At 63.7% G+C, this 8,516-nt stretch carries 7 protein-coding genes; 3 read left to right on the top strand and 4 right to left on the bottom strand.

The window, feature by feature from the left end:
* Positions 1-371 precede the first annotated feature (371 nt).
* The 3 genes from AC4FAH_RS03440 to fadB all read right to left on the bottom strand — a co-directional run bounded on the left by AC4FAH_RS03440 (position 372) and on the right by fadB (position 4,931).
* Positions 372-1,304 (bottom strand): amidohydrolase family protein, encoded by a 933-nt coding sequence (locus tag AC4FAH_RS03440; protein WP_107335475.1) that lies wholly within the window; start codon positions 1,302-1,304, stop codon positions 372-374.
* A 204-nt stretch (positions 1,305-1,508) separates the two neighbouring features.
* Complete coding sequence (gene fadA / locus AC4FAH_RS03435) at positions 1,509-2,687, bottom strand: acetyl-CoA C-acyltransferase FadA (protein ID WP_043335293.1); 1,179 nt, start codon at positions 2,685-2,687, stop codon at positions 1,509-1,511.
* 93 nt (positions 2,688-2,780) lie between these two features.
* Positions 2,781-4,931 (bottom strand): fatty acid oxidation complex subunit alpha FadB, encoded by a 2,151-nt coding sequence (gene fadB, locus AC4FAH_RS03430; protein ID WP_153635130.1) that lies wholly within the window; start codon positions 4,929-4,931, stop codon positions 2,781-2,783.
* Positions 4,932-5,356: 425 nt separating this feature from the next.
* Here fadB and AC4FAH_RS03425 point away from each other — a divergent pair, with 425 nt between their 5' ends.
* Positions 5,357-6,469: a DUF5924 family protein gene (locus AC4FAH_RS03425; protein WP_043335301.1), complete on the top strand. Its 1,113-nt coding sequence runs from the start codon at positions 5,357-5,359 to the stop codon at positions 6,467-6,469.
* Between the two features lie 217 nt (positions 6,470-6,686).
* A complete protein-coding gene (gene slyA / locus AC4FAH_RS03420) occupies positions 6,687-7,133 on the top strand; it encodes a transcriptional regulator SlyA (protein ID WP_043335305.1) in 447 nt (148 codons plus the stop codon).
* Positions 7,134-7,257: 124 nt separating this feature from the next.
* Here the strand turns inward: slyA and AC4FAH_RS03415 are convergent, their stop codons facing one another.
* Positions 7,258-7,806 carry a preprotein translocase subunit YajC gene (locus tag AC4FAH_RS03415; RefSeq protein ID WP_215823873.1) on the bottom strand — a complete coding sequence of 183 codons (549 nt, stop codon included), beginning with the start codon at positions 7,804-7,806 and terminating at the stop codon, positions 7,258-7,260.
* A gap of 209 nt (positions 7,807-8,015) precedes the next feature.
* On the opposite strand from AC4FAH_RS03415, the gene AC4FAH_RS03410 reads away from it, so the two are divergent.
* A complete protein-coding gene (locus AC4FAH_RS03410; protein ID WP_043335309.1) occupies positions 8,016-8,468 on the top strand; it encodes a universal stress protein in 453 nt (150 codons plus the stop codon).
* The last annotated feature ends 48 nt before the right edge of the window (positions 8,469-8,516 follow it).

The raw sequence follows: 8,516 nt of genomic DNA, 5'->3' as shown, positions 1-8,516 counted from the left end.
GTTTCACCGGCACCCAGTGGATCAGTCGCCTGCTGTTGCCGCTGGGGCTGACCCACGGCGTGCAGACCTGGGCGGAAGTACAGGATGAGATGATCGGCCTGCCCACGACGCCGATCGACAATGCCAGCCTGCTGGCCCATGGCACGCGCGTGGCCTTCCAGACCCGCTAGACGCTGCGGGCTACGTCTCTCCTCGCTTGTCTTTCTCTTCAGCTCTCCTCTTGTCTTTCTTCGCCAATCATCAAGACGCCCCCACCAGCAGGCTGATGGGGGCGTCTTGTCATTCGGCTTCTGTGCCTTATGCGGCTTTTCGGCTTATACAAGTGATGCCGCGTCACTCAATTGCGCCCTGCGAGCGTGGCAACTCTTCGCTCAGTGCGCCGCATCCGCCTTGGACTTCACGAACGCCTTGTAGCCATAAAGCTTGCGCGGGTTGTCGCGGAAGATCTTCTCGCGCATCTCGCGCTCCGGCAACCAGCGCTGCATCAGCTCGGCCAGGGTGTCCTCTTCCGGCATCTCGACGCCGATATAGGGATGCGGCCAGTCACTGCCCCACACGACGCGCTCCGGATTGGCCGCCACCAGCGCCCGCACCAGCGCCGTGACATCGGAGTAAGGCAAGCGTCCGCGCGTGGTCAGCCGGTAAGGCGCCGACAGCTTGACCCAGGTGCGCCCCTGCTTGAGCAGTCGACACAGCGCGGCAAAGCCGGGACATTCAGGGCCACGCGTGGCCGCCAGATGGCCCATGTGGTCGATCACCACCGGCACCGGCAAGCTGCCGAGGCGTGCTTCCATGTCACGGAAGGTCGAGACATCGATCAGGCATTCCAGGTGCCACTTGAAGCGTGCCAGGCGATCCGCCAGCAGCACCACATCACGCCAGCGCAACCCGCCGGCGAAGATCAGGTTGAGGCGAACGCCACAGACTCCCAGCTCGGAGAGCCGCTCAAGCTCGGCATCACTGATGTCGGGCGTGACAACCGCCACCCCACGGTAATCCAGCCCACGCTCACGACAGCTCTGCAAACTGTCGCACAGCAGGCGATTGTCGTAGCCATAGACACTGGGCTGTATCAGCACGCCATGGCTGGCACCCAATGCATGATGCATCTCGAGTGCTTCATTGAGCCCTACGGGGGCCGGGTCATAGGTTCTGTCCGCCGCCAATGGGTAACGCACCGGGTCACCAAACAGGTGAAGGTGACAATCAATACTGCCCGCCGGCAACCGGAAGGTCAGGGGGTGTGGCAAGGGTCTGGGCGGCGTGGCGCGCGGCAGATCCTGCTCGACATGATTCCAGTCCATCGATGCGACTCCCTCGCGTAACCTCAATCATCAAGCCCGGGGCGACGTGACGCTCGATCGCCCACTGCCACGATACTGCGCCGCCCTTCGCGTTTCCAGACAAAAGCCTGCCGACGAAAAAGCGGCATGTCCGAAGACATGCCGCTTGAGGTATCAGGCGAGGCCTGATCGCTTATCGAAGACGCTGACCAAAGGCGCTGACGCTCAGTCGAGTCGCTCGAACACGGTCGCGACGCCCTGGCCCATGCCGATGCACATGGTCGCCAGGCCCAGGCGCGTGTTCTGCTGCTTCATGACGTTGAGCAACGTGGTGCAGATACGCGAACCGGAGCAACCCAGCGGGTGGCCCAGCGCGATGGCGCCGCCGTTGAGGTTGACCGCCGTATCGACACGCTCCAGCAGGCCAAGGTCCTTGAGCACCGGGATCGACTGCGCCGCGAAGGCCTCATTGAGCTCGACGGTCTGGATGTCCTCGATGGTCAGGCCTGCCGCCTTGAGCGCCTGCTTGGAGGCCGGCACCGGCCCGTAACCCATGATGGAGGCGTCACAGCCTGCCACGCCAGTGGACAGCACACGAGCGATGGGCTTGAGGCCCAGCGCTTCGGCGCGCTCGGCGCTCATCACCGCCATGCCCGAGGCGCCCACCGACAGCGCGGAGGAGGTACCCGCCGTCACGCTGCCGCCCTTGGGATCGAACACCGGCTTGAGGTTGCCCATGGATTCCATGCTGGCATCGCCACGGATGACCTCATCGCGAGTCACCATCACGCGACGCCCCTCGGCATCATGGCCCTCGACGCCGATGATCTCGTCATCGAAGCGGCCTTCATCGGCGGCGGCCTGGGCACGCTGGTGAGAGCGCACGCCGAACTCATCCTGCTGCTCACGACTCACGCCATGCATCTTGCCGAGCAGTTCCGCGGTCAGGCCCATCATCATCGCCGCCTTGGCCGCGTGCTTGCTGGCCGCCGGGTTGACGTCGACCCCGTGTGCCATCGGCACGTGCTCCATGTGCTCGACACCGCCGATGATATAGAAGTCGCCCATGCCGGCCTTGATGTTGGCGGTGGCGATATGCAGGGCACTCATCGAGGAACCACACAGGCGGTTGACCGTTTGCGCCGGCACGGTACGCGGAATGCCGGTCATGATGGCGGCGTTGCGCGCGATGTTCATGGACTGCTCCAGGGTCTGGTTGACGCAGCCCCAGATGATGTCGTCGACCTCGGCCGGCACCAGGCCGGGATTGCGATCGAACAGCGCCTGCATCACCGCGGCGGACAGATTCTCGGCGCGCACATGTCGGAAGGCGCCATTCTTGGCCTTGGCCATGGCGGTACGCACGCCATCGACGATTACCACATCTCTCGGATTCAGATTCATTGTCTGGCTCCCTCATGGCCCTCGCTGTCGCGAGGGCCGAAAATTCTGGTCGGATAGTGCTGGCGGCCACTCGGGCGCTCAGCCATCAAAGGCTCAGGAGTAGAAGGCTTCGCCACGCTTGGCGCGCTCGCGCAGCGCCTCGGTCGGGCGATACAGCGGCCCCAGCTCATCGGCCAGGCTGTCGGCCAGCGCGACGAACTCGGCCACGCCCATGGCATCGACATAGCGCAGCGCGCCACCACGGAACGGCGGGAAACCGATGCCGTAGATCAAGGCCATGTCGGCCTCGGCCGGGCTGCCGACGATGTCGTCTTCCAGGCAGCGGATGGTTTCCATGCACAGCGGCACCATCATGCGCGCGATGATGTCTTCATCGGAGAACTCGCGCGTCTCGCTGACGACCTGGGCCACCAGTGCCTGAGCTTCATCATCCGCCAGCTTCTTCGGCTTGCCCTTGCGGTCTTCCTCGTAGCGGTAGAAGCCCAGATCGTTCTTCTGGCCGAGGCGCTTGTTGTCGTACATCACCTGGATGGCGGTCTTGCCGTCTCGCGCCATGCGGTCCGGGAAGCCTTCCGCCATCACGGCATTGGCGTGCACCGCGGTATCCATGCCGACCACATCCAGCAGGTAGGCCGGGCCCATCGGCCAGCCGAACTTCTCCATCACCTTGTCGACGCGCTGATAGTCGGCGCCCTTCTCGACCAGCAGGCTGAAGCCACCGAAGTAGGGGAACAGCACGCGGTTGACCAGAAAGCCCGGGCAGTCGTTGACGACGATCGGCGTCTTGCCCATCTGGCGGGCATAGGCGACGGTCGCGGCGATGGCCGCATCGCTGGACTTCTCGCCACGGATGACCTCGACCAGCGGCATGCGGTGCACCGGGTTGAAGAAGTGCATGCCGCAGAAGTTCTCGGGACGCTTGAGCGACTCGGCCAGCCGCGTGATGGAGATGGTCGAGGTGTTGGAGGTCAGGATGGCGTCCTCGGCGACGTTGTCCTCGAGCTCGGCCAGCACCGAGGCCTTGACCTTGGGATTCTCGACCACCGCCTCGACGACCAGGTCCACATTGCCGAAGTCACCGTAGGACAGCGTCGGGCGAATGTTGGATAGGCCCTGCGCCATCTTCTCGGTGGTCAGCTTGCCGCGCTCGACGCCCTTGCCGAACAGCTTGCGTGCTTCCTTGAGGCCCAGTTCGATGGCCTCGCCGTTGATGTCCTTCATCAGGATCGGCGTACCCTTGCTGGCGCTCTGATAGGCGATGCCGCCGCCCATGATGCCGGCCCCCAGCACGGCGGCCTGCTTGATCTCGCTGGCCTGCTTCTCGTAGCCCTTGGCCTTCTTCTTGACCACCTGATCGTTCATGAACAGGCCGACCAGATTGAAGGCCACGTCGGTCAGCGCCATCCTGGCAAAGGTCTTGGCCTCGATGGCCTGGGCACGCTCACGCGATTCCCCCGCGCCCTTCTGGATGACCTTGATGGCCTCCACCGGCGCCGGATAGTGCGGACCGGCTTTGCCGGCCACGAAGCCCTTGGCGGTCTCGAAGGCCATCATCTGCTCGATGGCATTGAGCTTGAGCGGCGAGGTCTTCTCGAGACGACGCGCCTGATAGTCCAGCTCGCCGGCATTGGCACGCGCCAGAATATCGAGTGCCGCCGCGTCCAGCTCGGCCACCGGCAGGACGGCATCGACGGCGCCCACTGCCAGCGCCTTGTCGGCACGGTTCTCGGTGCCACCACAGATCCACTCGATGGCGTTGTCTGCCCCGATCAGACGCGGCAGTCGTACACAGCCCGCCCAGCCCGGGATGATGCCGAGCTTGGTTTCCGGCAGGCCGATCTTGGCGCTGTCGGCCATGACCCGGAAATCGGTGGTCAGGGTGATCTCGCAGCCGCCGCCCAGCGCCAGCCCATTGATGGCAGTGACGGTGGGGAACGGCAGGTCCTCGATGGCATTGAAGATGCCATGGATGTTCATGTTCATGTCGATGAGGAAGGCTTCATCCTTCTCGAACATCTGATGGAACTCGGTGATATCGGCACCGACCACGAACGCTTCCTTGGCGGAGCGGATGACCAGCCCCTTGAGATCGGCCGTCGCCTTGATGGCCTCGACCGCCTCTCCCAGCTCCTTGAGTACGTAGCTGGCCAGCTTGTTGACCGATTCGCCTTCAAGATCGAGGGTCAACAGGGCGATGGCGTCCTGATTGGCCTCGACGGTTAGCGTTTTGCCTGAATAGATCATCCACGGATCTCCACAAGAGAAAGAGGTGAAGGGGCTGCCCGGCGCTCGAGGGTCACTGCCATTTGGCGTTGACCATGAGGGCGCTGGCAACCGGCCTCGCCGGACTCGCCGCTGGCAGAGGCACCGCGCGAGAGTCATCTCTCATCACAGCGCTTCATACAAGCGTTTGAATACAGCCAGCTTGGGCCAGTGACGGGCAAAGATCAAGCCTGCGGACATTAGCGAAAGGTCGGGGGTCACGGGCCGTCTGTATACTGGCCCGGGCAGACTGGCGCACGCCATCGACAGCCGATGTAGGCAAAGATCGACGCTACACCGCGCAAGGCAGCCGCGTTACCCTGAACGCTTTCCCAACCCGCAGGCTGGCCGCGACACCTCCTCGCGCGCCAGCAGGCTTTCAAAGGCCTCATCGATATCATGCTTTCATGAGCAGCACTCTCACCGCCCTGTATCTGCGCCTGACCGGCCTTGTCGAACGCACCAAGCGCTGGCACTGGCTATGGCCGCCCATCGGCTTCGCCGCCGGCATCTGCAGTTTCTTCCTCGTCAATCGTCAGCAATGGCTGGGCGGCATGCTGGCGCTGGGCATGATGCTGGCCTGGTTGATCCTGATCGCCGAAGGCCTGTGGAGCCGTCTGCGCCGCCATCGCGGCCAGAATGCCCTGCCCCGCAAGCTGGCGACCTTCGTGGCCCAGCTGATCCAGCAGGAGACACTGTGTTTCACGCTGCCGTTCTTCCTGGCGACCACCGACTGGGCCAGCGGCCAGGCGGGCTTCACGCTGCTGCTGTGCGGCGCGACCCTGCTGTCGATTCTCGACCCCTTCTACTACCGGCTGGCCGAGCGCCATCGCTGGCTGTACTTCGGCTTCCACGCCCTGTGCGTGTTCGTGGTGGTACTGGTCACCCTGCCTCTGCTGCTGGAGCTGACCACGGGCGAGAGCCTGCTGGCCGCCTGTGCCGCCATGAGCCTGTTCGCGCTGCCCAGCGTTGCCAACCTGCGCATCGCGCGTGGGGTGGTCGGCGGTCTGGCGATGATCGGCATCAGCGTGATGCTCGGGGTAGGCGCATGGGGGGCACGCGCCTGGATTCCGCCCGCCACGCTGTGGATCAATGCCAGCAGCCTGTCGCCGGACTTCGATACCGCGGCGCGCGCACCGCGTGGCGAGATGCAGCTGACACCTGCGCAACTCTCCGCCCGAGGCCTCTACGCCTTCACGGCCATCCGCGCGCCGCGCGGCCTGTCGGAGAAGGTCTATCACGTCTGGCGGCATGACGGCGAAGTCGTCGATCGCATCGCCCTGAATATCAACGGCGGGCGCAGCGAAGGCTACCGCGCCTGGACGCACAAGACCGCCTTCCCGCAGGGCAGCGAGGGCGAGTGGCGCATCGATGTCGAGACGATGAACGGACAGCGCATCGGTAGTCTGCGCTTCGTGGTCAGCGATGATCCGCAGCAGGCGACCCTGGCCGACAGCACCATCAGCCAGCCACCCGGCATCCCCGGCTGGCGTATCACCAACCTGATTCCGGGTTTGTGACAGTCGCCATCATGAGTCACTTTGCAAGCGGGAACGCTGAGTTACTCGACCTTGGACGTAAAATTCGTTCGCAGGCTTGTAATTATCCAGACTGCCTAGCATGCTGATGTGAAGGGCGGCGCGCGCAAGGAATCAGTCTCATTCAGGTTTGAGTGATACTGGACGCGCGCCAATGACAAAAGCCCCTTCACATTTGCACTCAGCGGACGACCTATCCATGCATGAAGATATCGGACTCAAGCTTTCCCGCCTGCCGCGCCTGTGGCGCGCCATTCTGGACCAGCGACTGTCCCCACTAGGGCTGACCCAGACTCGCTGGATGACGCTGGTACACCTGTGGCGCATGGGCGATGGTCAGCCCCAATGTGATCTGGCTCGCTCCATCGGTATCGAAGCCCCGTCGCTGGTTCGCACCCTGGACCAACTGACCGAACAGGGCCTGGTCGAGCGCCGTGCCTGTGAGGAAGACCGCCGCACCAAGCGCATCTTCCTGACCCGCAAGGCGCTGCCACTGATCGAGAAGATCGATGCCATCGCCGAGCAGACTCGCATCGAGATGCTCGAGGGCCTGAGCGAAGCGCAGGTCGATCAATTCTGTGAATGCCTGCGTGTCATGGAGCGCAATGGCCTGGAAATCTCCGAGAAGGTGCCAGAGAGCGCCTGAGCCTAAACGCCGACCGGAAATGGCCGGCCGCGCCTGCAGGACATGAGCGCAAGCGGAACATGAAAAAGCCCCCATCGAGTGACTCGATGGGGGCTTTTTTCTGCAGGCGGGCAGGCTGCGCGTGTCAGGCGTCCGGCATCTTCGGCTCGGTGCCCACCAGCGGACGACGCTTGTGCGAGATAGGCGCCTTGTCGATCAACAGCGCATGCAAGGCCTCGAATTCGCGCCGCCAGTCGTGGCAGTTCTCCACATCCAGACTCTCGCCCCACCACAGCGTCAGGCCGGAGAGCGACGACTCCAGCATCAGGGCATCCTCCGGCAGCGTGCGCGTGAAGCGCAGCAGCGCCGCGGCAACGTCCGGATCATCCGCCAAGCGGCTCTCTTCGCGCCAGCGATAGCCCGGCACCGCCTCACGCAGGGCATCACTGGCCCATTCATCCTGCACCAGAATGAAGGGCGTGACATCGCGCTCGGTCGGCCAGGGGCGGCGGTAACCGACGATGCCCTTGGGCGCGTCAGAAAGCGCCGGCGCCTTGAGATCCACCCGCATGCCATCGGCGATCACCGCCTTGCGGACCAGTGAAGTGCGCGTCTCGCGTTTGCTGGGGCGTAGCCAGGTCAGCGGCGACAGCATCGCCAGCACGACAAAAATGATGATCAGCGCAGTCGTCATCGTCTATCCAACGGTTGTCTATTCAAGGGTTTCATCAAGCAGGACGTGGCGTGAAAGCGCAGGATAGGCTATGCAGCCCCGCAGTGTTGCGTATCACGCACTGCCATTACGTTGATGTAAGTCATTGTGTTCAAGGGGGCGGCAAGCCTAGCATGGAAGCAGGTGCACGACGCCACTCGAATGGCCAACCTCTGCGGGAGGACCTCAGGATGAGCAACGAATACAAGCATGTACTGGTCGCTGTCGACCTGACCAAGGATTCCCATCTGGTGCTGGAACGGGCACTGCCGATCGCCAAGCGCAACGGCGCCAAGATTTCCATCATCCATACGCTGGAACCGCTGGGTTTTGCCTATGGCGGTGATATCCCGATGGACCTGACCAGCATCCAGGACCAGCTGGATTCCCACGCCCGTGAACGGCTTGGCGAGATCGCCTCCCCCCATGATATCGCCGCCGAAGACCAGTACGTGGTGGTCGGCATGCCGGACAGCGAGATCCATCGCTTCGCGGCCGAACACGACGTGGACCTGATCGTGGTCGGCTCGCATGGTCGCCATGGCTTTGCGCTGCTGCTGGGCTCCACCTCCACGGGTGTCCTGCACGGTGCCCAGTGTGACGTGCTGGCGGTGCGCGTCGGCGCGGATGACAGCGAGGAATGATGGCGGCCGGCTAGACGACACCTCATGCCAGACGACACCTCACGTCGA

The sequence above is a fragment of the Cobetia sp. genome (genome assembly GCF_983723665.1).
The sequence above is the reverse complement of the archived record's forward strand: the minus strand, read 5'-3'. Positions and strand labels throughout refer to the sequence as shown.